The sequence below is a fragment of the Parahaliea aestuarii genome, assembly GCF_008064635.1.
Lineage (GTDB): Bacteria > Pseudomonadota > Gammaproteobacteria > Pseudomonadales > Halieaceae > Parahaliea > Parahaliea aestuarii.
Map to the genome: position 1 here is coordinate 145,179 of NZ_VRYZ01000006.1, position 21,939 is coordinate 167,117.

The following is a 21,939-nucleotide window of genomic DNA, read 5'->3' on the forward strand; positions in this document are numbered from 1 at the left end:
TCTGGAAAGTTCGCTGACATTTACAGTGCTGCGCTGGTCCCGGTGGAGCGCCCGGGCCGGGAGCGGCGGTCTCTGCCGCCAGTGCGGCCCGGAGGGTTTGCAGGAGCGGCAGCTCGAGGCTCCCGACCTCCGCCACATACCTCCCCTGAAGCGACGCCGCCTTTCGCCACTGGCACGCGCGGTATTCCACACGCTCAATTACTGCGACCCGGACGCCGAACTGCCGCTGGTTTTCAGCTCCGCCATGGGGGAGATAAACCGCACCCACGGCCTGCTGCACCAGCTGGCGGTGGCAGGGGATATCTCACCGGCGGCCTTCAGCCTGTCCGTCCACAATGCCATAGCCGGCCTCTGGTCGGTGCAGCGCAACAATACCCGGCCCATGCAGGCCCTGGCGCCTCGCGCGCGGTCACCGGTGCCGGCACTGCTGGAGGCCATCGGCCAACTGCACGAGGGCTGCGACAGCGTGGCCCTGGTGTTTGCCGAAGAGGACTACCCCGACTTCTACGCCCCCTGGCTGGAGAGCCCCGCCGGACCCAGTGCCCTGGCCCTTTGCCTGGGCAGCGGTGAGCGGGACGCAGTGGCACGCCTGCGCCTGCAGTTTGCCGGCGGTGATTCAGCGCCCGATAGCGGCGGCAATGCCGGGGCCCTGGACCGTCTGCTGGCGGGAGAGCCCGCAGTGCGCATCGATGAGGGCGGCTGTAGCTGGATGCTGGAGCATGTGGCCTGATGCGTGCCTGGCGGGTTATCGCCACCGGCCTGTGCTTTGCCAGCTTTGGCCTGGCCGGCCTGCTGCTGGGCTATGTCCTGCTGCCGCTGGTACACCTGTTCTCACCAGACCCCGCCGTGGCGGTGCGGCGCAGCCGCCGCTGGGTGCAGCGCGCCTGCCGTGCCTTTATCGCGCTGATGCAGCAACTGGGCGTGCTCAGCTGGGAGTTCCAGCAGAGCGAGTTGCTGAACCGGCCCGGAGTGCTGATCGTGGCTAACCATCCCTCCCTGATCGACGTCATCTTTCTGGTCAGCCAGTCGGCCAATACCGCCTGCATCGCCCGGGACGGCCTGTTTCGCAACCCCTTCACCCGTGGCCCACTGCGCTGGGCCGGCTACCTTCCCAACCGCAATGCCAGCCAGTTGCTGAAAGACTGCGCCGCCTCGCTGGCCACCGGTACCAGCCTGGTGGTGTTTCCGGAGGGCACCCGCAGCACCCCCGGCACGGCCCCGCACCTGCTGCGGGGGGCCGCACATCTCTGCCTGCGTTCCAGTCCTCCCCTGGTGCTGGTGCGCATCAAGGTCAGGCCGCCAACCCTGTACAAGGGTATGCCCTGGTATCGGGTGCCAACCCGGCGCCCCCATTTCCAGCTACAGGCGGCAGCAGCCCCGATCCCGGCAGAACCCGCCGCACTGGCCGCGGCGGGGCGCTACAGCCTGGCCGCCCGGCGCCTGACCCGGCACTGGCAAGACTACTTCACCTGCGAGAATTCCCTATGAGCAACCTGGAAAACGACATCAAGCAACTCATCATCGACGCCCTGGAGCTGGAAGAGATGAGCACCGCCGACATCGCTACCGATGAACCGCTGTTCGAGGACGGCCTCGGTCTCGACTCCATCGACGCGCTGGAACTGGGCATGGCCCTGCAGCAGCGCTACAACATCAACCTGGATGCCGAGGACAAGAGCACCCGCGAGCACTTCCGCAGCGTCGCCAGTCTGGCCGCCTTTGTCCGCAGCGAGGGTGCGGCGGCGTGAACCGACGCCGCGCCGCCCACCCGGCGGTGCCAGCAGGCGACAAGTACGCGGCATTCCCGGCCCGGGCATGAAGGGTGCAACCACCCTGCTGGGCGCGATGCTCGTTGCAGCCTTTCCCCTGCTGCTACCTCTGGCCCTGTACAATTTCGGACTCAGCGGCGCCGCCGCGGGCTTTGCCCTGCTGGCACTGCTGCGCCTGTTGACGCTGCGCGCGGTCGGCAGCGCGCTCCCCGTCGCGCTGGCCGCCCTGCTGCTGGCACTGGCCCTGGGTGCCTGGGCCAGCGGCAGCGAACACTGGTTCCGCTTCTACCCGGTCCTGGTCAACGCCCTGCTATTGGGGCTGTTTGCCGCCAGCCTGTGGCGGGGCCCGCCGGTTGCCGAGCGCCTGGCGCGCCTGCAGGAAGCAGAGTTGCCGCCGGAAGCCGTCGCCTACACCCGCCGTGTAACGCAGGTGTGGTGTGCCTTCTTTGCCGTCAATGGCGCTATCGCCCTGTGGACCGCACAGGCGGCCAGTCTGCAGACCTGGAGCCTCTACAACGGCCTGATCGCCTATCTGTTGATGGGCGGCCTGTTTGCCGGGGAGTGGCTGCTGCGCCAGCGGGTTCGCCGGAGGCCGCATGCCTGAGCAGTGTCGGGAGGTGTTCAGCAGTCTCGGCCCGGAGCGCTATCCGCCCGGGCATATCGTCAGTCGCGGGCCGGAGCAGGTCCTCCTGTGGCGGGATTTGCTGGCGGCAGTCGCCAGCCTGCAGGCGCGGCTGGCGGATCAGGCGTCGCGCAACTGGGCCCTGTTTGAACCCGACACCTACGACTTCGCGGTGGCCCTGCTGGCGCTGCTGGGCCTGGGCCACCGGGTCTACATCCCGGGCGACTGCCACCCCGCCACCGTGCGGGCACTACAGCAGCAGGGCTGTTCGCTGATCGGCAACTTTGCCGGCCTGGAAAATTTTACAATCCATGCGGGTGAAGAAAGCCCCACCCGGGAGCCACAGATTCAACCGCTGGGCGAACTGGTGGTCTTCACCTCCGGTTCCAGCGGCCAGCCCAAGGCGATTGCCAAAGCGGGGCGACAGATCGACGCAGAACTCGCAGCCCTGGAGCAGCAGTGGGGCATGCAGCTGCAGCAGAACCTGATTGCCGGCACCGTCAGCCACCAGCACTTCTACGGCCTGCTGTTTTCCGTTCTGTGGCCACTGTGCCAGGGGCGCAGTTTCTGGCGCAGCCCCTTTGTCGACCCCACACCGCTGCTGAAACAGCTTGCACCGCTGGCTCCCTTTGCCTGGATTGCCAGCCCCGCTCACCTGCACCGGCTGGGCGACGCCCTGCCCCTGCTCGCCACTGAGCAGGCGCCGCAATTGATCTTCTCCTCCGGTGGCCCCCTCCAGACCGACGCCGCCCTGCAGATTGCCGAAACCCGCGGCGAAGCCCCGATAGAGGTACTGGGCAGCTCTGAAACCGGCGGCATCGCCTGGCGTCAGCAATGCGACAGCGATACGCCCTGGCAGCCTCTGCCGGGCGTTCGCACCCGCATCGGTGCAGACGGCGCCCTGGCCATCCGTTCGCCGATGCTGGCCCGGGATGCCTGGCACCACAGTGCTGACAGCGCAAAACCTGCCGGCGGTAGCGGGTTTACACTCGGCGCTCGACTCGACCGTATTGCCAAGATCGAGGGCAAGCGGGTTTCGCTGCCCGCCGTTGAGCAGGCCCTGCTGGCCCTGGACTGGATCGAAGAAGCCGCCGCCCTGCCCCTGCCCGGGCAGCGCATCGGTGCCGTCATCGTACTGAGCGAAGCCGGACACGCAGGGCTGGCGGTGCAGCTTCTTCCCGGCCTGCTGCGCCAGCTGCGCCGGGACCTGGCGGCGCGCCTGCCCGCAGCGGCGGTGCCCCGGCGCTTCCGACTGGTGGCCAGACTCCCGCGCAACCCCCAGGGAAAGCTGCCCCTGAGCGATCTGCGTGCGCTGTTCCAGCCCGCCCTGCTACCCCCTCTCCTGCGCTGCCAGCGCGATCAGGACACCCTGAAACTGCAGCTGCTGGTACGCTCGGATTCGCCCTGGTTTAACGGCCACTTTCCCTCGGCGCCGGTGCTGCCCGGTGTGGTCCTGCTGAAGTGGGTGGAGGACTACGCCCGCCGGGAGCTGGGTTTGCAGGGGGAGTTTCTGGGCATGAAAGGTGTCAAGTTTCAGCAATTGGTGCGCCCGAACACCCTGGTAACATTCCACCTGGACTACAATAGTATGAGCGGCTGGCTTACCTTTGCTGCCCGCTCCAGCGACGGCGATCACGCCCGCGGCAAACTGCGCTTTGGAGCCTGCGACTGATGCGCTGCTGCGCCCTGATTCCGGTCTACAACCATCCCCACCGGCTTCGCCAGCTGCTGGCCATGCTGGCGGACTACAGCCTGCCGGTGATTCTGGTCAACGACGGTTCCGGTCCCCACTGCACCGCGCTATTGCGGGAACTCGCCGCGACCGAGCATGCAACACTGCTGGAGCACAGCGAGAATCGCGGCAAGGGAGCCGCCCTGAAAAGCGGACTGTTCCACGCCCGCGCCCAGGGCTTCAGCCACGTACTGCAGATCGACGCCGACGGCCAGCACAACCTCGACGACATTCCGGCATTGCTGGCGCTGGCTGAGGCCCAACCCGGGGCGATGGTGAGCGGGGTACCCAGATTCCACAACATTCCGGCCCTGCGCTTCTACTCCCGCTACCTCACCCATGCCATGGTCTGGCTCAATACCCTGTCACTGGAAATCCGCGACACCATGTGTGGCTTCCGCATCTACCCACTGGCAGCAACCTGCCGGCAGATTGAGCAGCACCACACCGGAGACCGCATGCAGTTTGATACCGAGATCATGGTCTACCTGCACTGGGATGGCACGCAGATCGTCGGGCTGCCAACGGCGGTGGACTATCCGGCGGACGGCATCTCCCACTTCCGCGCCTGGCGCGATACCGCACTGCTGGCGATCAGCCACACGCGGCTCTTCTTCGGCATGCTGCGCAGACTGCCGCAATTGCTGGCGCGCAACTTCCGTGGCTGAAACAGGTTCTCCAGGCAGCGCGCGCCACTGGGCCGATATCGGCGAGGCCGGCTTTATCGCCGGTATGCGGCTGATGTTCTGGATATACCGCTACATCGGCGCCTGGGCCTTCACCCTCGTATTGCAGCCGGTGGTGCTGTTTTACTTTCTGTTTCACGGCGAGGCGCGCCGTGCCTCAAGGGAGTACCTGCAACAGCTGCACTGCTTCAGCGGCGGCAGCACACCGGCACCGGGGCCTCTCGCAAGCTATCGCCACCTGCTGGCCTTCTCTCGCTCCACAGTGGACAAACTCGGCGTGTGGGCGCGGCCGGATCTGCTGCAGAGCGTGCACTTCCCAAAGCGGCACCTGCTGCAGGCACAGCTCGACAGCGGCCGGGGCGCGGTACTGCTGGGAGCCCACCTCGGCAACCTGGAAATCTGTCGCAGCCTGTCCCGCGGCAACCCCGGCCTGAAGCTGAACATTCTCGTTCACACCCGCCACGCCGACCGCTTCAACCACCTGCTGCGGGACCTGGCCCTGGATGCGGAACTGGAACTGGTGGAAGTCAGCGAGCTGAGCCCCGCCACCGCCCTGCGCCTGTCCGCCTGTGTGGAACGCGGAGAATTTCTGGTCATCCTCGCCGACCGGGTGCCGGTCAATTCCCGCGGACGCTGCCAGCGCCTGCCCTTTCTCGGTCGTCCCGCCCCCTTCCCCGAGGGCCCCTTCATACTGGCCGGCCTGTTGAAGTGCCCGGTCTATACGGTATTCTGCACCCGCACGGAAAGCGGCTACGACATCGACTGCCAGCGCCTGGCGGAGCGCGTGCACCTGCCCAGGAAGCAGCGCAGCGAAGCGCTGCGAAAATACATGGCCAGCTATGTGTCAACGCTGGAAAACAAGGCCCGCAGCGCGCCCCTGCAGTGGTTTAACTTCTACCGTTTCTGGGACCAGTCCCCATGACCTCAGCTTCCCCCGCCCACCGGGACCGCATTGTCTTCGACGGCGCAGACCTCACCATCGAAGCTGTCGACGCCATCGCCGCTGGCCGCGCCCGGGCTTTGCTCAGCGAAGATTCCGACTTTATCGGCACGATTGAAGCCGGCGCCGGGTTTGTCCAGCGCCTGTGGCAAGAGGATGGGGTGGTCTACGGTGTCACCACCGGCTACGGCGATTCCTGTGGCGTCAGTATCCCGCCGACGCAGGTCGAACAACTGCCGCGCCAGCTCTATACCTTCCACGGCTGCGGTCTGGGAGAGCCGTTCAGCGTAGAGGAGACCCGCGCGGTGGTCGCCGCCCGCCTGGCCAGTCTGTGCCAAGGCTACTCCGGAGTGCGCTATCAGTTGCTACAGCACCTTCAGCGCCTGCTGTATGAGGATGTGATGCCGGTGATGCCCAGCGAGGGGTCGGTCGGCGCCAGCGGCGACCTCACCCCCCTGTCCTACCTGGCCGCCGTACTCGAGGGACAGCGCGAAGTCTGGCACCGCGGTAAGCGGCTCCCGGCCAGCGAGGTTTTCAGCCAGCTGGACTGGCAGCCCCTGCAGCTGCAACCCAAGGAAGGTCTGGCGCTGATGAACGGCACCGCAGTGATGACCGGACTGGCCTGCCTCGCCATCGCCCGGGCGCGCTATCTGGCCCAGCTTGCCAGCCGGGTGACCGCGCTCTGCTCCCTGGCCCTGCGCGGGAACGCCTTTCACTTTGACCCCGCCCTGTTCGCCGCCAAGCCCCACCCCGGGCAGGTGCGCTGCGCCGCCTGGCTGCATAGTGACCTGCGAGAGGGAGAGCTGCCGCGCAACAGCGACCGCCTGCAGGACCGCTACTCCCTGCGCTGTGCGCCTCATGTTATCGGGGTGTTGCTGGATACCCTCGATTTTGCCGGCAGCCTGGTCACCACGGAACTCAACAGCGCCAACGACAACCCGCTGATCGACCCCAGCGGCGAGCACGTGATGCACGGCGGACATTTCTACGGCGGCCACGTGGCCATGGCCATGGACAGCCTGAAAACCGCCGTGGCCAATGTCGCCGACCTGCTGGACCGGCAGCTGGCCCAGCTGATGGACCCGCGGCAAAATCACGGCCTGCCCGCCAATCTCTCGGGCGCAGGCGCCGACCTGCAGGCCATCAGCCACGGTTTCAAGGCGGTACAGATTGGCGCCTCGGCCTGGACCGCAGAGGCCCTGAAGCTGACCATGCCCGCCAGCGTGTTCTCGCGCTCCACCGAGTGCCACAACCAGGACAAGGTGAGCATGGGTACCATCGCCGCCCGCGACTGCCTGCGGGTGCAGACGCTGACAGAGCAGGTCGCAGCCGCCGGCCTGCTGGCCGGCTGGCAGGGTGTGCAATTGCGGCTGGACCGGCAGGAACTGAGCCTGGACGCCCTGCGGGAGGGCCCGCGGCAGAGCATTGCCCAGGTAGCCGAGCACTTTTCCCTGCTGGTGGACGACCGCGCCCTGGAGAGTGAACTGCGCGGCACCCTCGACGCCATACGCCGCCGCCACTGGGTGCTCTATGACTGAGGCCGGGTGTTGCTTTCCATGAGCTGCGACTGGCGCAACCTGCTGGCCATCTGGCTGCTGGCGCTGACGCTGGCCAGCCCCGGGACAATGGCAAACAACCAGGGCAGCGCATCTCTCCCAGCCACACAAAGCGCTCTCTTCGCCCGCCTGGGTGAGCACCTGCGACCACCTGCTGAAGGCCTGCAGGGCCGCTTCCGCCAGCAGCGGGAGCTGCCCTTCCTGCAGCGACCGGTGATCAGCAGTGGCCGCTTCCGCCTGCACAACGGCGGCGATATCGACTGGGTTATGGAGTTGCCGGAGCCCTCCATAACCCGCATCCGCGACGGCGTGCTCAGCATCGACGGCCGGACCCTGGACACTATCCCGGCGGCCGCCCTGCTACAGGCCCTTGCCGGGGGCGACACGGCGGCCCTGGCGCGGCACTTCGCCATCGTGCAGGAAACTGCCGCACTGCCCGCCGACGGGTCTGACGCAGCAGCCTGGCAGGTAACCCTGATACCCCGCGCCCACCGCCTGCAGTCGCTGTTCCACAGCCTGCATCTGAGTGGCGCCCGTTACCTGCAGCAGCTGCAGGTTGACCAGGGCGAGGGCAATATCACCCTGATCGAGTTCACCGAGGTTCGTGCACAGGGAAATCCGGCCAGTGACAAGCCCTGAGACGCGCCGGGGCCTGTGGCTGTGGTTGCTGGGGGCGACCCTGCTGCTGGCGCTGGCCTGGCTGCGCTGGCCGGGGCAATGGCTGCAAACCGACATTATGACCCTGCTGCCCCGGGATCAGGACCTGTACTGGCAGCAGCGGGCGGAAGCGCAACAAGCCAGCGCCTATGAGCGACGCCTGCTGCTGTGGGTAAAGGATACCGACCCACAGCGCGCCGATGATCACGCACAACGCTTTCTCGAAAGCGCCATGGCCGCGCTCGACAATGCCGGTTTCGAGACCCGGGATGTACTGAGCGCAGAACAGCAGCGCTGGCAGGCTACAGCCCGCGCCCTCACGCCCTGGCGTTTTGCCCTGCTGACCGGGGGCGACCAGCAGCGCCTGGCGCAGGATCCGGCAGGACTGCTGACAGACTACCGCCACTTCCTCTACTCGCCCCTGGGGGGCGCCGGCCTGGTCCAGCTGCGCCAGGACCCCGCCGGCAGTTTCCGCCGTTTTCTCAGCGCCGCGGCGCCCGCCTCCCCCGGCGGCGACGGCGCCGCGCTGGCCGTGCTGGAGCTATCGCCGGCCGGCATCGCCCTGAACCGCCTCGAACCCCTCTACCCGCTCTACCGTTCCCTGCGGGAGGAGGCCCGGGCCCAGGGCCTGCAGATGAGGGCCAGCGGCGCGCCCCTGTATACCGCCTACGGCATCCACAGTGCCAGGGGGGAGATCAGTTCCATCGGCTTCGCCTCCCTCGCCCTGCTCGCTGTCCTGCTGTGGCTGGCCCTGCGCTCTGCGCGCGCCCTGCTACTGACCCTGCTCTGTGTCAGCAGCGGACTGACTGCCGGCATCCTGGTGAGCGTCAGCCTGCTGGGACAGGTGCATTTGCTGGCGCTGGTATTCAGCGCCACCCTGATCGGTATCGCTGCGGATTACGCCCTGCACTATCTCGCCCACTCCCTGGCCCCCGGCTGGCAGCGGCAGCGCCCCCTGGCCCGGGTTGGGCGCGCCCTCGGTCTCGGCGCCCTGTCCAGCGTGCTGGCCTTCGGCGCCCTGGCTTTGCTGCCCTTTCCCGGCCTGCGCCAGATCGGCCTGTTGATGGCATCGGGACTGGCCGTCAGCTTTGCCACAGTGTGCCTGCTGTTTCCCGCCCTTTACCGGCCGCGGGAAGGCCGCAACCTCCCCCCCTGGTGCCGGCGCCCCCTGCCCTCTGCGCGCAGCAGCCGTGTCATCCTGGCGATGGCGGCCCTGCTCTGCCTGCCGGGACTCCTGTTACTGCAACCCGGGGATGACGTGCGCAGTTTCTACGCCGCACCGGCCAGCCTGGAAGCGGATCGGGAAGCGCTGTCACAGCTGGCCCCTGCCGGCGCCGACAGCCGCTATGTGCTGTTGCTGGGGCCGGACACGGAATCGCTGTTGCAGGCGGAAGAGGCGCTGCGCACTGCGCTGGATACCCCCCTGCAGGGCATCTCACAGTTCATTCCCTCCCGGCAACAGCAGCAAAGCAACCTGGCGCTGTGGCAGGCTCCGGCCGTGCGTACAGCGCTGACAAAACACCTGGAACAACTGGGTATGAAAGCTCCGGACCGTCAGCAAGTGCTGGCCTCACTGCAGGCGCCCGGCGCCGCACTGACGCCCGATGCCCTGCCCCCGAAGACTCTGCCCACCGGGGGTGCCGGCCTCCTCGGCTGTAACGGCGGCCAGTGCGCCAGCGTACTCATTCCCGCGGGGGAACTGGCCCCGTCAGACCTGGAGCAGATCCGGCAGTTCGCGGGCGCCTCCCTGGTGGATCCGGTGGCGCGGGTGAACGGTCTGCTTGGGCACTACCGCCACCTGCTCAGCGCCCTGCTGCCCGCCGCCGCCGTTCTGGTGGCTATTGTGCTGGGGCCGATGCTGGGCTGGCGCCGCGCCCTGTGGGCGGTCGGCCTGCCCGCCTGTGCCTGCCTGTTTGGCCTGGGCCTGCTGGGCTACCTGACCGCCCTGGGCGCCAGCGCCGGCAGCTTCAACCTCGCCCACCTGCTGGGCCTGATGCTGGTGCTGGGAGTGGGGCTGGACTACGGCGTGTTTCGCAACGCCTCCGCGGCCGATCATCAGGGCGCCACCACCCTGGCGGTCAGTCTCTCCGCCCTCACCTCCCTGCTGGCCTTCGGCATGCTGGCCCTGTCCCGGACGCCCTTTATCGCCAGTTTCGGATTGAGCATCGCCCTCGGCCTGCTGGCGGCCTGGGGCCTGTCCTGGCTCAATCCGGGTGACCGGCCACCGCCAAGGCCGTAACATAGCGCCTGACCCAGACCACCGCGGCTCCGCCGCCAACCGGAAAGACCCCGCGCTTGTTCTATCTCAATGCCTTCAATCTGATCTGCAACCTCGGGGCGAGCCCCGCGGAGCTCGCCGCACGATTGCTGCGCCGCAACAGTCCCCTGCCCGACCGGGAGACCCTGTTTCAGCGCCGCTACGGCGCCCTGTGCGGCGCCGTCAGTGTCGATCTGCCCCGCCTGCCGCCGGGGCTGGAGCGCTACGACTGTCGCAACAACCGCCTGGCGGCGGCGACCCTGCAGGCCCTGCGCCCGGCCATCGATGAGGCCTGCAGCCGCTATGGCAGCAACCGCGTGGGTTTGGTCATGGCCACCAGCACCTCCGGTACCGACAGCACCCAGGCGGCCATTGCCGAATCTATCGGCAGCGGCAGCGCCACGCCCGACTTTCACCCGGCACAGGGGATGCTCGGCGGCCTGGGTGAGTTCTGCGCCGCCCTGCTGAAAACGGAGGGCCCGGTATTCACGGTATCCACCGCCTGCTCCTCCGGCGGCAATGCCCTGCTGGCGGCGCGCCGCCTGCTGCGCCTGGGGCTCTGCGATGCGGTAGTGTGCGGCGGCGTGGACACGCTCTGTGAACTCACCGTGCGCGGCTTCGCTTCCCTGGAAGCCGTCTCGGCCGGTCTGTGCCGGCCCTTCGAGGCGGAGCGCGACGGCATCAATATCGGTGAGGCCGGAGCCGCCTTCCTGCTCAGCCGGACACCCTCCGCGCTGCGGTTCTCGGGCGGCGCCGCGAGTTCCGACGCCCACCACATTTCTGCCCCTCACCCGCAGGGCAGCGGCGCCGTCGCCGCCATACGCGGCGCGCTGGATGAAGCCGGTCTCCACCCCTCGGATATCGACTACCTCAACCTGCACGGCACCGGAACGCCCCACAACGACGCCATGGAAGCCAGAGCCCTACAGCGGGTGTTCGGCGAGGACGGTGTGGCCTGCAGCACCAGCAAGACCTGGACCGGCCACACCCTGGGCGCCGCCGCCAGCCTGGAGCTGGCCCTGTGCTGCCAGCTGCTGCTGGAGGAAGACCCGCGCCTGCCGCCGATGCAGCAGGGCTTCAACGCCGATCCGGCACTGTCTCCACTGGCTCTCTGCGACCACCATGAGCGGCCTCGCCGGCCCCTGAAACACTGCCTGAGCAATGCCTTTGCCTTTGGCGGGAACAACGTCTCCCTGATCGTCAGCAGAACCGATGGCCGCTAAGCCCACCTTTCCACCGGTGGCCGAACTGCTGCCGCACCGGCCTCCCATGCGCCTGCTGGATGCCGTGGTGAGCGCCGCCGAGGGGGAGATCTGCTGCGCCCTGCAGGTGGCGGCGGATGGTCGTTTCGACAGCGCCGGCAGCGTACCCGCCTGGCTGGGGCTGGAGTACATGGCCCAGGCGGTTGCAGCACTGGCGGGCTGGGAGGCACACCAACGCGGTGAGCCACCCCGGGTGGGCTTTCTGCTTGGCACCCGCCACTTTGAAACCAACACCCCGCGCCTGCCCTGCGGTGCGCAGCTGCAGGTCAGTGCGCGCCGCCTGCTGCAGACGGATAGCGGCATGGGGTCTTTTGACTGTCAGCTTTTGGGCCCCGACGTCAGCCAGCGCGCGCGCCTGGCGGCCTACGAACCGAAAGACCTGGAAAACTACCTGGAGCAGCCCGGACATGAGTGAACGCCGCGTACTGATCACCGGCGCCAGCCGCGGCATCGGCCGCGCCATTGCCACGGCCCTCGCCGCCGATGGCTACGAACTGCTACTGCACTGCCGCAGCCGGGTGGCACTGGCCGAAGAGCTGGCGGCATCGCTGCCGGTCCCCTGCAGGGTGCTCGCCTTTGACCTGGCCGACCGCGAGGCCGCCCGCGCGGCCCTGGAGGCGGACATCGGCGAGCACGGCGCCTACTACGGTGTGGTCTGTAATGCCGGCCTCGCCCGCGACGCCGCCTTTCCCGCCCTCACCGGGGAGGACTGGGACAGTGTTATCCACAGCAACCTGGACGGTTTCTACAACGTGCTCAATCCGCTGGTCATGCCGATGGTGAAACGCCGGGCGCCGGGGCGCATCGTCACCCTGGCCTCGGTGGCGGGGCTGATCGGCAATCGCGGGCAGGTCAATTACTCCGCGGCCAAGGCCGGTATCATCGGCGCCAGTAAGGCACTGGCGCTGGAGCTTGCAAAGCGGGAAATCACCGTCAACTGCGTCGCACCGGGCCTGATCGACACCGACATGCTGGAGGAACTGCCGCTGGACGAGGTAAAAAAACAGATCCCCATGCGCCGCCTCGGCAGGCCGGAAGAAGTGGCCTCACTGGTGCGTTTCCTGCTGAGTGACGGCGCCGCCTATGTGACCCGCCAGGTGATCTCCGTAAACGGCGGTCTGTGCTGACAGACCGCGCCGGTGAACCTAGCCGGTGACGGGTTCCGGCCGGCAGTACTGCCAAAGCGTGTCGATGCGGCGCACGGGCTGACGCACGTAGGGATTGCTTTCGTCCCAGGCATAGCCCGCCAGAATCGAGCAGATCATGCGGCGGATGTCATTGCCCTGGGGGCGGGCATGGAAAATGATGTCCTGGAAGCGACCGTCGTACCAGGCGTCGACAAAGGCGCGAAAGGTATCGACGCCGCGCTGCAATGGCTCCGCGTAATCCACCTGCCAGTCCACGCTCTCGCCGCGCAACTGCCGGTCCAGCACCTGCGCCGCCATACTGGCGGAGCGCAGGGCAATGGTGACACCGGAGGAAAACACCGGATCGAGGAATTCCCCGGCGTTGCCCAGCAGGGCAAAGCGTTCACCGGCCAGTTGGCTGACCCTGGCGGAGTAACCGCTGAGGCGGCGGGCCGGGGTGTCCCAGTGCGCCTGTGCCAGCAGCCTGTCCAGCACCGGATCCTCGGTGACCAGGGCTTGCAGGGCGGCGCTGTTGTCCTCGCCGTAGGGTTCGAAAAAGGAAGGCTCGGCCACCACCCCCAGTGAGGCGCGCCCCCCACTGAAAGGGATCAGCCAGTACCACACATCGCGGTGGATGGGGTGGACGGTGATCAGGATGTTGTCACGGTCGAACCCCGACCCAGCCGGAATGCCATCGACAACATGGGTGAACAGCGACGCCCGCAATGGAAAGCCAGAGGGCCGCTCCAGATCCAGCAGGCGTGGCAGCACCCGGCCAAAGCCACTGGCGTCGAGCACAAAGCCAGCGCGCAGTGAACAGGCCTGACCCCGCCCGTCACGACAGGACAACAGCGCGTCGGTCGCGCTGAACTCAACGGCCTCGACACTGTGCCCAAAGCGGATCTCCGCTCCCTGGCGTTGCGCCTCTGCCGCCAGCAGTTGGTCAAAACGGGCGCGCTGCACCTGGAAGGTTTCGCCAAAACCGCGGGAAAACTGCTCGCCAAAATCGAAGCCGCTGTAAACACCGCCGCGCTGGAACAGGGCGCCCTTCTTGCGCTGGAAGCCGGCGGCGCGCACCACGGCCAGCATGCCGGCTTCTTCCAGGTACTCCATACACTGGGGCAACAGGCTCTCACCGATAGAGAAACGGGGAAAATGCTCACGCTCCAGCACCAGCACGCGGTGCCCCCGCTGCACCAGCAGGGCAGCGGCAACTGCGCCGGCTGGCCCTGCGCCGATAACGATCACATCGGCGTCCAGCCCCGCGGTCATTCCGGTGCTACTGCCGTTAACAATTCATCCACCCGCGCCAGCGCTTCCAGCAGCGCTTCACCCCCCCGTCCCGATCCGCGGAAATGCTCCTCGGCCATCGGCGCAATGGCGCAGCGCCCGGGCAGCGGCTGCTCTTCCTCCAGCATGCAATAGAGGGTAGGCAGGAAGACAAACTGCAACCACTGCGGCAGGCTGAGCGTGTCCAGGCAGAAGGGTTCAGTGCTGGCCAGGGCTTCACTGGAAGGGGGGATCTTGTCCCACAGGCCGAGCCGACGCAGCTCGGCCTCGATATCGATCAGCGCCTCGGCGATGTCAGTGCGCATAGAAAGCTCCCCGGGAAAATTCGCAACACTGCCGCTCGCAACGGCAGCGGCGCATTGTAGCAACTTTCAGGGTGAGGTGAGGGCGGCGGGCCGCTCTCCAGCCTGGCAAAAACCCCCGACATCCAGGCCGGACTCGGGCGTGGTCCATTGCAACAGGGGCAGAATCCGGTCCAGTTCATTGGCGCTGGCGGCGACCAGATCATCGTCAAAACCCGGCTCTGCGTAGAACAGCAGGGCGTTGCTGCCACCGGAGTCCACTACATAGGCACCGTGCGTCTGCAACGCCCGCGCGATCAGCAGTGCCAGGGGGCGTTCCAGGTGCTCCTCGGGTTGCAGGTCCGCCGGCAGCCTGAGCAGCGCGCCCATCGGGATATGCCCGGTGTAGTTCTTCTCGCTATTGGCATCCTCCGTGGTCGCCGGCGGCACAAACCCGCGCTTCAGGAAGTTCAGGCTCAGGGCCACCGCCAGCGCGTGATCAATACGCCCCGCGTCCAGTTCCCAGCGCCGTATCAGGCCGCCCACTGAGGAGCCGCCATAGGCGCGGGTGCCGATGTGCCAGCCGGGACGTTCTGCCACACCGGTGCCGGGTGCATCCAGCCGGCGATAGATGTCCGCCTGGCCCGCCTCGTCATAGCGGAAAAACTCGTGGATGGTGGTGCGATCAGCCGACATCACCGCCAGATGGCCGTCGGTTCCCTCGGCGGGACGGGCGTCTTCGGGCACCGGGGCCTCTACGTAGTCCTCGAGCTTGCGGATGTAGATCGGCCGCTCTGGCGTCGTGTCCGCCGCCAGGTAGAAGGGAATGGACCAGCTGTTGCTGTTGATATGAACGTGGGCCTGTTCGCCGAGGTCGAGCGGCTCCCAGGCTGCATCCCCATAGGGTGTTTCCCCCAGAGATACATTCCACGGAGACTGGCTCGAGAAGGGCTGCCGGTACAGGTCCCGCTCCGCCACTGCAACACTGCCGGCGGCCACCAGCAGGGCTGCAAGCGGGGCGCACAACTGCGCCGACCAGCGCCGCTGGTATACCGGCATTCTGTTCCCGCCAATCTTCAAATCAGGTCTGCGCGCTCTGTAGCCCCAGCGGTGAGCGCAGCAGCAGGCTCACCAGTTCATTCTGCCTTCCGGTCTCAGTCTTGGCGAAAACCCGCTTCAGCAGATTGCGCGATGTGGACACCGAGTGACCGAGATTCTGCGCGCAAATCTCCAGTGAGTGCCCCTGCATGATCTCATTGGCCACGCGGGATTCGGCGGTGGTCAGGTCATACAGCGAGCGCATACGCGCCAGCGGGGCCTCCGACGCCTGCTCCGGATCCTGCAGGATGACAGCGGCGGCCGGGCACTGGTCATCGCTGAATACACTGGGTGTCAGGGGGTGGATCATGACACTGTAGGCGCGTTTACCCGAGGGCCTGCTAACCAGCAGGTCGCCACCGCCCAGCGGCACGGCCGGATCAATGGTAGAGGCGATGGTAGCGCGCAACAGGTTGCGCAGCTGCTGGCTCTCGCCACTGCGGCAGGCGCCGAGGTAGCGGGTGTTCAGCACCACGCCGTCGTTGTCTGCCACAATGCGCTCAGCCTGGGGATTCAGGTAAATCACTTCCTGCCGGCTGTTAAACAGGATGACCCCGTAGGACAGCATGTCCATCAGCTCCCAGGCGGACGACAGTCCAAGTGGCAGGCCCGCCGTGTGGCGCTTTAGCCGGAAGCTGCGCTGCAGGTGCGGCATCACCTTGCTGAACAGCGCCTTGTCCTGCTCCCGGTATTTGCCGCGGCCGGTCTTGCGCATGAACGACGCTGTCACCGTGTGATGACCGCCGTGCTCGACATAGAGGCAACCGGCCTGCTCCAGTCCCTGGGGCTGGAGAAAATGGCTGAACAGACGCTCCCGGTGCAGGCGCTTTCCCGGCAGCAAATCCTGGGTATAGGTGATACTGCCGGACCGCGGCGGGGGCGACATGTGACGCCCCACCTCCCGGTGGAAGCCGGCCTCCCGTTCGCGCGCGGTCAGCTCGCCGGCGGATATACCGATACTCGATACGAAGCCGCTGTGACGGGTATTGTCGTCGCAACAGTAAATACCAGCGGCCGCACTGTCGGTCAGCTCTGCCATCTCCTCCAGAAACACTTCCAGCTGGCCTGGCTCGAAAGTGGATTCATACAAAGTCTCTACTACTCTTACAAATTGCGGATTCATCGTGCAGCTCCCTGGAAACGCAACTCCCCGGGCGGGCAATGGCCCACCCACATGTTTCGGCTCAATCAGCAATGGTCCTTACAAGGCGCGGCACGTTATCGTGCTCTACTTTTATGTGAGCCAGGTCACATATTTGATAATTAAAGACCAAATCCCGCCTCATGTAAGTTGTTAATTTTTATTTTTCATGTTTTGGAATTTTTCACAGAGTTGCCCGTGCAGCCCCGGCCGGGACAGCGCACTCGCGCTCGGAACCTGTCGTGTGTGCGGGGCAGAAATGACACGATCAGGCGCGAAAATGCCGCGGTTGTCAGGAATTTGCGCCACTCCCGGTAGCACAGGAGACCCGCCCGGCAAGGCGGGCAGAACTTGCCGGGCTCCGCCACTGAAGCAGAAAGGCCATTTTTGCCGCGGAGTCGCACTGACCCGAACGGGTGAGAGAACGAAAATTCGGACGCCTGCGCCTGCGCCGGGAAACGGGCTTCCGCCGGACCGATCTGGCGGGTAGCGGCTAGACCAGCAGGCTGCCGGGGCCGGTCAGTACCAGTTTTACCAGGTCGGACTGCCGGTTGGTGCTGGTCTTGTGAAACACGCGCTTGAGCTGTGAACGCAGTGTCTCGCGGCTTACGCCACCGGCATTGGCAATCTCATTCAGGGTTTTACCGGCAGCCAGGCCGGCAGCAAGCGCGGCCTCACTGGGCGTCAAACGGTAAAGTTGCTCGAGAATGTAGCGCTGGGAGGAATTGCGGCGCTCGACATCGTAGAGCAGCAACATCACGCTGGTAGCCGCGGGCAGCAGGGGGCGCGCATCATCGCTGCTGGAGTAACCGCTGACGCTGATCGCCAGCGGAGCCTTGTCCTGCTCGTGTCGCGGCACCGCCACGTAACCATCCGTCATCACCCCCTTTATGTGGGAGGTACGGATACAGTGCTCTATCAGGCCGGCCAGCTTTCTGTCTTCTTCAGGGGATGCCACACCCAGCCTGCCGTCGACACAGTGAATACCGCCCGGTTCGCGAAACAGGCGCCGCGCCCAGGCGTTGCTGAACACCACACAAGCGTCCCGATCCAGCAAAACCACGCCGGTGGACAGTTGTTCATAGCGCTCCCGCACCACATCGTGCAGCACCGAGCGCTCCTGAACATGACGGTTGATCTCGAAGGCCTGCTGCACGTGGGGAGTCAGCAGTTCAAGCCGCGCAATCTCCTCGGCTGAAAATGCCTCGCCACCGTCGCGGCGACAGAAGGAAATATAGCAGTAGCCGGATTTTTTCAGGAAAAAGCCGCCGGACAGCCCGCGCCCGAAGTCGATACCGCGCAATCTGCCGTTGAGCCGCCGCGCCTGGCGCTGGCTGGCCGGCAATGTCGAGTGGCTGAGCACGCGACCCGGCTGCTGATCCAGTACGTAGCTGATCCAGTCGCTGTCACACAGCACATCGGACAGGTGCTTGTCACCGCCGCCGTCGGGAACAGCGATGCGGTAGTTAACCGAGGCATTGTAGCGGTCGCCGAGGGCAATCACGCCGTAATCGGCCCCTACCAGCCTCGATACCGAGGCCAGCGCCTGCGGCAGCCGACCAGCATCTATCGCCGAATCGTATATTTCGCCGATAATGCGGCCAATCTCTGAATTGATTGCCATCGACAAAGGTGCGATCTCTCCCCGACACAGCAGCCGCCCGTTGGCGACAGAGTCAGCCCTTCCATGGGGCCTGCGAATATCCAGAGTAGGCCGACAGGCACCCCCGGTCATGAACCATATGGGATACATGCTGCCAGGGACGGGTATTGAGAAATCGCGCTGCTAGTTGTCCACGGTCACCGGCGCAAAGCGGCCGCTGGCGCTGATGACGCCCAGCGCGAGTATCACAACGAAGAGCGCCGCATTGGCGGGTATCTGCAGGTTGAAATCGGTCAGGGAGTGAATGAGTAGAGCCAGCGTCCCCATGACACAGGCGAAGGCACACCCCTGCATGACCGGATCACGACGACGGAACAGGGCCCGCAGCGCGAGGTAGAGGCAGTAAATCACTGCCGCTGCCAGCAGGGCAAAACCCACCAGCCCGAGTTCGCTGGCGATTTCCACATAATCATTATGGGTATGGTCGTAAACCTGGGGAACAACGCCGGTACTGTAAGAGGGGTAGGTGCTGTAGTAGGAGCCCGCACCGGTACCGCTCAAAGGGTAGTCGGCAATAATTTGCAGCGACTCCTGCACCACTTCATCCCGGTGCTCGGTAACCGCCGAGGTCTCCTGCAAGCGCTGCACCACCTTTTCCACGCCGAAGAAATTGCCGACGATCAGCAGGTCGACCACCAGCAAACTGGCAAAGAACAGCAGTCCGGAGCGAGTGATGCGACGCCGGGCCGACAGGTAAAGCAGCCCGGTGATACCGAGACTGGCAAAGAAGGCGATATTGCCCATGCGTGAGCGCGTCAGCACCAGGGCGATGACCATCACTACCAGAGACAAGCGCAACAGTCCCTTGCGCCCCAGCATAGACTGCAGGAAGCGCCGCACACCGGCCCGCCAGTGAGGCGATCGCTCCTGCGCCAGCTCGCTGAGCAGCAGGCCGATACCGACCGCCAGGCACAGCTCCAGATAACCGGCCAGGTGATTGCGATTGACAAAGGTGCCCGTCGCCACGCCGCGGTAGGCCTCTTTCTCTACAACAAACCCGTACTCAAGCCCGGACAGGGTCATCAGGGAGCCATACGCGGCCTGGCAGACCCCGCTCACAATCAGCACGATTGAAAGCGCGCGCAGGCGCTGCCGGGAATTGACCAGCACCAGCGTCAGGCAGAACACCAGCACCAGGCTCAGGGATTCGAACAGTGCCGCGCGGCTGGCAAAGGGATTGAGGGACAGAGTTGGGGACGAGCCGGACAGTTCGTGAACTCGCATGGCCTCCGGGGACAGCACTGCAATCCAGGCGGGAGGCAGCGGTACGATCTGCAGGCACATCCAGGCCAGTGCGGCCACCAGCAGGAACAGGGCCGGAGCAGCCTGGGCCAGCGCCGCCCCGGTAGTCAGCCGCCCCCTCAGGTAGAGCACCAGCCATACCATGGCCAGGATCATCGCCGCCAGTTCGAACAGGGCCAACGCCCACCAGCGGTTGCTGCCGAGCGGCAACGGAAGCCAGAACAACAGGGCCAGAAAGCCGTAAAACAGCAGGCTGGCGGATGCAGGCTCAGCCTGCGCACTGGATTGATTCATCTGCGCCTACTTTAACTTGGCCTTATCTACGCTGCCCGCACGCTTGTCAGAGTGAATCAACAGGCCGGGGGCGCATTTGCGCCGCCTCCGCAAGCGGAGAGCGGCGATGCAGGAAAAGTAGGTCAGTGTGGACTGGGGCACACTTTTCGGATTTTGGGCCGGAAGAACGGGAAACCCCAGATGGGGTGACGACCGACCATTACCCAGCTGATGACTTTGCGACAGCCCTGGCCGTGACCACCGCCCCAGGCACCTCCCCAGTATCCGTGACCGTAGCCGCCCCAGCGGTTACCGCTCTGGTGCCATTTGCCACCGCGGTAATTGGCGGTGGGCAAGCTGGCGGGATGTCGCTCCTCCTCGAACAGTGCCTGATCCCGGGGCATGACATCAGCATTGGCCTGCCCCAGGGGCAATGCCAGTACTGCCGCGAAGGCAAGATAGCGCTTCTTCATCTGGTGACCTCCATATGTGTGAAGAAAACGGGTGTTTCACCATCAATACTGGAACAGCCCTGTCCAATTGGCCAACGCCAGGACCGCCAATACAAACCCGTTTGGGTGCAAAACGAACGATTGTCGCCCTGCATAACGTGCTGGAACGCATAGCAAGCCGCTTGCTCAAGGTTCGCCACCGGCGTTTTACCCGGCGCAGTCGCCTTCCGGGCATTACAGCTCTCCCTTTATATTCCGTATGTACTTTAAAGATTCACCCGTTTGGGTCAGCAGGCGTAAGCGGAGAGGTAAAGAAGCCTCACGTGACCCATGTGGTACACGCATGAAATCGCCAATGTCCAGCAGTATAAACAGCGCCGCCATTCAAGTGACTACAGAGGGAATTGCGCCATGAATATCGGCAGTCTTGGAATACACACCCCTCGCCGGGACTATGCAGGCGCCGTCGGAGGCGTTGCGGGCATTCCGGTAAAACGCCTGTTCCGCCGGCAGGATTGCCTGGCCATGAATGCGCAGATCTACCTTTGCATGCTTTTGGCGATGGCCAGTCTTTTATTGCTGGCCTGGTGGCGCAACGGCGCGATTACCGCCCCCTACCCGCAACTGGCCGGCTTTACCGCACTGGTAATGTGGCCTGTCTACCAACTGACGGGGGTCTTCCAGCAGTCCCGCGGACGTATACAGTGCCTGTTGCAGCTGACCAAGGCATGGGGGCTTACCCTCGGCTTCATACTCACACTGGGCTTTGTCACCAAGTCCAGCGAATCCTTTTCCCGCCTGGTGCTGGTCGGCTGGGCCCTGCTGGCCTATTCGCTGCAGGTGATCTGCTACCTCACAACACTCAAGCTACTGCAACGCTTCCACCTGCACTACGGCGAGCCGATTCGCACCGCCATCGTCGGTTCGCAAGCGCTTGCCCACCACCTTGCCCGCAGCTTCGATGACAACCCCTGGCTGCCGGACCGCATCATCGGCGTCATCGACAACAGTGTGAAGGGGCGCGACAGCTGGGACGGCTCCCTGTCGCCCTGGCTTGGCTACACCCGCGACCTGGAGCAACTCGTTCAGCAACACGGTATCCGCCGGGTATATATCGCCCTGCCTCTGTCCTGCTCCGACATGATTGAAAGCATCTACGACCGCCTCGTCGACAAGAACGTGGACATCATCTGGGCCCCGGACATCTTCTCCCTCAGGCTGCTTAATCACGGTGTCAGCGAGGTCGCCGGCGTCCCCCTGCTCAGCCTGTCTGAAAGTCCGATGGCCCGGGAGGGACAGGTGCTGGCGAAGTCGCTGCTGGACACGCTCGTTGCCTCGTTCGCCCTGCTCCTGCTCAGCCCGCTGATGATCGCAGTGGCCCTGGGCGTCAAGCTCACCTCACCCGGGCCGGTCTTTTTTCGCCAACAGCGCCACGGCTGGGACGGCCGCGTCATCGAGGTGATCAAGTTCCGCAGCATGTACATGCACCGGGAAGATGGCGACAGCGTCACCCAGGCCAGCCGTAACGACAAGCGTGTCACCCCGATCGGCCGCTTTCTCCGTCGCTCTTCAATCGATGAACTGCCGCAGCTATTCAACGTACTGGGAGGGTCGATGTCTCTGGTGGGCCCACGCCCACACGCCCTGCAACACAACGAGTACTACGCATCACTGATAAAGCCCTACATGATCCGCCACCGGATCAAGCCCGGCATCACCGGCCTGGCCCAGGTCAATGGCTGCCGGGGGGAAACCGAAAGCGTGGACAAGATGAAGCACCGGGTGGACTATGACATCGACTACATCAACCGCTGGTCGCTCTGGCTGGATATCACCATACTGGTGAAAACGCCGTTCACCTTGCTGTCCAAAGATATCTATTAAGCGCCCG

Annotated in this window: 21 protein-coding genes; 14 read left to right on the plus strand and 7 right to left on the minus strand. The window is 65.4% G+C overall.

The window, feature by feature from the left end; genetic code table 11:
• Nucleotides 1-97 precede the first annotated feature (97 nt).
• The 13 genes from FVW59_RS13960 to FVW59_RS14020 all read left to right on the plus strand — a co-directional run bounded on the left by FVW59_RS13960 (nt 98) and on the right by FVW59_RS14020 (nt 12,608).
• Complete coding sequence (locus tag FVW59_RS13960) at nt 98-730, plus strand: beta-ketoacyl synthase chain length factor (protein WP_187275892.1); 633 nt, start codon at nt 98-100, stop codon at nt 728-730.
• Nucleotides 730-1,488, plus strand: a complete 759-nt coding sequence (locus FVW59_RS13965; RefSeq protein ID WP_148064970.1) for a lysophospholipid acyltransferase family protein — start codon at nt 730-732, stop codon at nt 1,486-1,488. The genes FVW59_RS13960 and FVW59_RS13965 overlap by 1 nt, the downstream gene beginning before the upstream one ends.
• Nucleotides 1,485-1,748: a phosphopantetheine-binding protein gene (locus tag FVW59_RS13970; protein WP_148064971.1), complete on the plus strand. Its 264-nt coding sequence runs from the start codon at nt 1,485-1,487 to the stop codon at nt 1,746-1,748. The genes FVW59_RS13965 and FVW59_RS13970 overlap by 4 nt, the downstream gene beginning before the upstream one ends.
• 67 nt (nt 1,749-1,815) lie before the next feature.
• Nucleotides 1,816-2,373 (plus strand): COG4648 family protein, encoded by a 558-nt coding sequence (locus FVW59_RS13975; protein WP_187275893.1) that lies wholly within the window; start codon nt 1,816-1,818, stop codon nt 2,371-2,373.
• Entirely contained in the window at nt 2,366-4,063 is a 1,698-nt protein-coding gene (locus FVW59_RS13980) for an ApeI family dehydratase (RefSeq protein ID WP_148064973.1), read from the plus strand. The genes FVW59_RS13975 and FVW59_RS13980 overlap by 8 nt, the downstream gene beginning before the upstream one ends.
• Complete coding sequence (locus tag FVW59_RS13985; protein WP_148064974.1) at nt 4,063-4,791, plus strand: glycosyltransferase family 2 protein; 729 nt, start codon at nt 4,063-4,065, stop codon at nt 4,789-4,791. Before FVW59_RS13980 ends, FVW59_RS13985 begins: the two co-directional genes overlap by 1 nt.
• Entirely contained in the window at nt 4,784-5,731 is a 948-nt protein-coding gene (locus tag FVW59_RS13990) for a lysophospholipid acyltransferase family protein (protein ID WP_222711521.1), read from the plus strand. The genes FVW59_RS13985 and FVW59_RS13990 overlap by 8 nt, the downstream gene beginning before the upstream one ends.
• Nucleotides 5,728-7,287 carry an HAL/PAL/TAL family ammonia-lyase gene (locus FVW59_RS13995; RefSeq protein ID WP_148064975.1) on the plus strand — a complete coding sequence of 520 codons (1,560 nt, stop codon included), beginning with the start codon at nt 5,728-5,730 and terminating at the stop codon, nt 7,285-7,287. The genes FVW59_RS13990 and FVW59_RS13995 overlap by 4 nt, the downstream gene beginning before the upstream one ends.
• Nucleotides 7,288-7,305: 18 nt before the next feature.
• A complete protein-coding gene (locus tag FVW59_RS14000) occupies nt 7,306-7,944 on the plus strand; it encodes a LolA family protein (RefSeq protein WP_148064976.1) in 639 nt (212 codons plus the stop codon).
• Nucleotides 7,931-10,201 (plus strand): MMPL family transporter, encoded by a 2,271-nt coding sequence (locus FVW59_RS14005; RefSeq protein WP_148064977.1) that lies wholly within the window; start codon nt 7,931-7,933, stop codon nt 10,199-10,201. Before FVW59_RS14000 ends, FVW59_RS14005 begins: the two co-directional genes overlap by 14 nt.
• Nucleotides 10,202-10,257: 56 nt before the next feature.
• A complete protein-coding gene (locus tag FVW59_RS14010; RefSeq protein WP_148064978.1) occupies nt 10,258-11,442 on the plus strand; it encodes a beta-ketoacyl-ACP synthase in 1,185 nt (394 codons plus the stop codon).
• Entirely contained in the window at nt 11,432-11,896 is a 465-nt protein-coding gene (locus tag FVW59_RS14015; protein ID WP_148064979.1) for a hotdog family protein, read from the plus strand. Before FVW59_RS14010 ends, FVW59_RS14015 begins: the two co-directional genes overlap by 11 nt.
• A complete protein-coding gene (locus FVW59_RS14020; protein WP_148064980.1) occupies nt 11,889-12,608 on the plus strand; it encodes a 3-ketoacyl-ACP reductase FabG2 in 720 nt (239 codons plus the stop codon). The genes FVW59_RS14015 and FVW59_RS14020 overlap by 8 nt, the downstream gene beginning before the upstream one ends.
• 18 nt (nt 12,609-12,626) lie before the next feature.
• Here FVW59_RS14020 and FVW59_RS14025 read toward each other — a convergent pair whose 3' ends face one another.
• The 7 genes from FVW59_RS14025 to FVW59_RS14055 form a co-directional block, all read right to left on the minus strand.
• A complete protein-coding gene (locus tag FVW59_RS14025) occupies nt 12,627-13,880 on the minus strand; it encodes an NAD(P)/FAD-dependent oxidoreductase (RefSeq protein WP_148064981.1) in 1,254 nt (417 codons plus the stop codon).
• Complete coding sequence (locus tag FVW59_RS14030; protein ID WP_148064982.1) at nt 13,877-14,203, minus strand: YqcC family protein; 327 nt, start codon at nt 14,201-14,203, stop codon at nt 13,877-13,879. The genes FVW59_RS14025 and FVW59_RS14030 overlap by 4 nt, the downstream gene beginning before the upstream one ends.
• Before the next feature lie 66 nt (nt 14,204-14,269).
• Complete coding sequence (locus FVW59_RS14035) at nt 14,270-15,238, minus strand: hypothetical protein (RefSeq protein WP_148064983.1); 969 nt, start codon at nt 15,236-15,238, stop codon at nt 14,270-14,272.
• A 22-nt stretch (nt 15,239-15,260) separates the two neighbouring features.
• Nucleotides 15,261-16,400 carry a helix-turn-helix transcriptional regulator gene (locus tag FVW59_RS14040; RefSeq protein ID WP_148064984.1) on the minus strand — a complete coding sequence of 380 codons (1,140 nt, stop codon included), beginning with the start codon at nt 16,398-16,400 and terminating at the stop codon, nt 15,261-15,263.
• Nucleotides 16,401-16,911: 511 nt separating this feature from the next.
• Nucleotides 16,912-18,042 carry a helix-turn-helix transcriptional regulator gene (locus FVW59_RS14045; RefSeq protein WP_187275894.1) on the minus strand — a complete coding sequence of 377 codons (1,131 nt, stop codon included), beginning with the start codon at nt 18,040-18,042 and terminating at the stop codon, nt 16,912-16,914.
• Nucleotides 18,043-18,204: 162 nt separating this feature from the next.
• Nucleotides 18,205-19,617, minus strand: a complete 1,413-nt coding sequence (locus tag FVW59_RS14050) for an O-antigen ligase family protein (RefSeq protein ID WP_148064986.1) — start codon at nt 19,615-19,617, stop codon at nt 18,205-18,207.
• A gap of 122 nt (nt 19,618-19,739) precedes the next feature.
• On the minus strand, nt 19,740-20,069 hold the full coding sequence (locus FVW59_RS14055; RefSeq protein WP_148064987.1) for a hypothetical protein: 330 nt from the start codon (nt 20,067-20,069) through the stop codon (nt 19,740-19,742).
• A 390-nt stretch (nt 20,070-20,459) separates the two neighbouring features.
• On the opposite strand from FVW59_RS14055, the gene FVW59_RS14060 reads away from it, so the two are divergent.
• A complete protein-coding gene (locus FVW59_RS14060; protein WP_187275895.1) occupies nt 20,460-21,932 on the plus strand; it encodes an undecaprenyl-phosphate glucose phosphotransferase in 1,473 nt (490 codons plus the stop codon).
• The last annotated feature ends 7 nt before the right edge of the window (nt 21,933-21,939 follow it).

What these genes read in the sequence shown, in the direction of transcription:
- FVW59_RS13965 (WP_148064970.1), top strand. Translation starts at nt 730, where the DNA reads ATGCGTGCCTGGCGGGTTATCGCCACCGGCCTGTGCTTTGCCAGCTTT.
- FVW59_RS13970 (WP_148064971.1), top strand. Translation starts at nt 1,485, where the DNA reads ATGAGCAACCTGGAAAACGACATCAAGCAACTCATCATCGACGCCCTG.
- FVW59_RS13975 (WP_187275893.1), top strand. Translation starts at nt 1,816, where the DNA reads ATGAAGGGTGCAACCACCCTGCTGGGCGCGATGCTCGTTGCAGCCTTT.
- FVW59_RS13980 (WP_148064973.1), top strand. Translation starts at nt 2,366, where the DNA reads ATGCCTGAGCAGTGTCGGGAGGTGTTCAGCAGTCTCGGCCCGGAGCGC.
- FVW59_RS13985 (WP_148064974.1), top strand. Translation starts at nt 4,063, where the DNA reads ATGCGCTGCTGCGCCCTGATTCCGGTCTACAACCATCCCCACCGGCTT.
- FVW59_RS13995 (WP_148064975.1), top strand. Translation starts at nt 5,728, where the DNA reads ATGACCTCAGCTTCCCCCGCCCACCGGGACCGCATTGTCTTCGACGGC.
- FVW59_RS14000 (WP_148064976.1), top strand. Translation starts at nt 7,306, where the DNA reads ATGAGCTGCGACTGGCGCAACCTGCTGGCCATCTGGCTGCTGGCGCTG.
- FVW59_RS14015 (WP_148064979.1), top strand. Translation starts at nt 11,432, where the DNA reads ATGGCCGCTAAGCCCACCTTTCCACCGGTGGCCGAACTGCTGCCGCAC.
- FVW59_RS14020 (WP_148064980.1), top strand. Translation starts at nt 11,889, where the DNA reads ATGAGTGAACGCCGCGTACTGATCACCGGCGCCAGCCGCGGCATCGGC.
- FVW59_RS14025 (WP_148064981.1), bottom strand. Translation starts at nt 13,880, where the DNA reads ATGACCGCGGGGCTGGACGCCGATGTGATCGTTATCGGCGCAGGGCCA.
- FVW59_RS14030 (WP_148064982.1), bottom strand. Translation starts at nt 14,203, where the DNA reads ATGCGCACTGACATCGCCGAGGCGCTGATCGATATCGAGGCCGAGCTG.
- FVW59_RS14035 (WP_148064983.1), bottom strand. Translation starts at nt 15,238, where the DNA reads ATGCCGGTATACCAGCGGCGCTGGTCGGCGCAGTTGTGCGCCCCGCTT.
- FVW59_RS14040 (WP_148064984.1), bottom strand. Translation starts at nt 16,400, where the DNA reads ATGAATCCGCAATTTGTAAGAGTAGTAGAGACTTTGTATGAATCCACT.
- FVW59_RS14045 (WP_187275894.1), bottom strand. Translation starts at nt 18,042, where the DNA reads ATGGCAATCAATTCAGAGATTGGCCGCATTATCGGCGAAATATACGAT.
- FVW59_RS14050 (WP_148064986.1), bottom strand. Translation starts at nt 19,617, where the DNA reads ATGAATCAATCCAGTGCGCAGGCTGAGCCTGCATCCGCCAGCCTGCTG.
- FVW59_RS14055 (WP_148064987.1), bottom strand. Translation starts at nt 20,069, where the DNA reads ATGAAGAAGCGCTATCTTGCCTTCGCGGCAGTACTGGCATTGCCCCTG.
- FVW59_RS14060 (WP_187275895.1), top strand. Translation starts at nt 20,460, where the DNA reads ATGAATATCGGCAGTCTTGGAATACACACCCCTCGCCGGGACTATGCA.